The following is a 1,156-nucleotide window of genomic DNA, read 5'->3' as shown; positions in this document are numbered from 1 at the left end:
GGCGAGCGAGCATGGACGCCCGCCGGGACGCCCGCCAGGCCCGCCGGCCGGTCCCGTCTGCCCCGAACGCTGGCCCGGCCCGTTCACCGGCGTGCCACGCGAGCTCGAACGGGCGCCCGTGATGCTCGCCGACCCCGCCGACGTGATACGCGACTCCGCCGAGCGCGTGGCCGCCGCCGGTCTCCTGGTCGACCTCGACCTCGACCCGGACGCCGACCGCGCGCCCCTGGTGGCCCGCGCCTGCGCCGCCCGCATCATCCAGGAAGGTCTCACGAACGTGCTCAAACACGCCGGCCCCGGCACAGAGGTCCGCGTCACCCTCGCATCGGCCGGCAGGGACCTGTCCGTCGAGATCCGCAACGGGCGCCCGCCCACCCTCGTCGAATGCCTGCCCTCCTCCGGCCGGGGCCTGGCCGGCATGCGCGAACGGGTCCGCGCGCTCGGTGGCACGCTCACGGCCGCACCCGACTGGGACGGCGGCTGGCGGCTGTCCGCCTTCCTGCCCGCGGTCAGGGGCGCCGCGTGATCCGCGTCCTGGTCGCCGACGACCAGGCGCTGGTCCGCGCCGGGGTGCGGATGCTCCTGCAGGCCGCCGGCGACATGGAGGTCGTCGCCGAGGCCGCGGACGGCGCCGAGGCGGTCCGGCAGGCCGAGCGGCACCTGCCCGACGTCATCCTCATGGACCTGCGCATGCCCCGCGTCGACGGCCTGGAGGCCACCAGGCGCGTCCTCGCCGCCCGCCCGGCCAGCAGGGTCGTCGTGCTCACCACCTTCGCCGAGGACGCCAACGTCCACGCGGCCCTGCGCGCCGGCGCGGTCGGCTTCCTGGTCAAGGACGACGAGCCCGAACGCATGGTCGACGCCGTGCGCAGGGCCTCGGCGGGCGAGCAGCTGCTGGCCCCCTCGGTGCTGCGCCGCGTCGTCGAGGGCTTCCTGGCGGCCGGCGAGCGGGCCGGCGCCGACCCGTTCCCCGCCGGGCTGACCGAACGGGAGCTGGAGGTCCTCGCCCTGGTCGGCACCGGCCTGTCCAACGCGGAGATCGCCGAGGAGCTGCACGTCGGCGTCACCACGGTCAAGACCCACCTCGCCGCCGCCATGGACAAGCTCGGCCTGCGCAACCGCATCCAGGCCGCAGTCCTCGCCCACCGCGGCGGCC

Annotated in this window: 2 protein-coding genes; both read left to right on the top strand. The window is 76.6% G+C overall.

Going from position 1 to position 1,156, the window contains the following annotated elements:
* On the top strand, nucleotides 1-526 hold a 526-nt coding region (locus DQW85_RS22625), incomplete at its 5' end, for an ATP-binding protein (RefSeq protein WP_338043405.1).
* A partial coding sequence (locus DQW85_RS22620) for a response regulator (protein WP_162795248.1) occupies nucleotides 523-1,156 on the top strand: 634 nt, incomplete at its 3' end. The genes DQW85_RS22625 and DQW85_RS22620, both read left to right, overlap by 4 nt.

Source organism: Nonomuraea lactucae, from assembly GCF_003313395.1.
GTDB classification, from domain to species: Bacteria; Actinomycetota; Actinomycetes; order Streptosporangiales; family Streptosporangiaceae; genus Nonomuraea; species Nonomuraea lactucae.
This window is presented reverse-complemented; position numbering and strand designations above follow the sequence as displayed.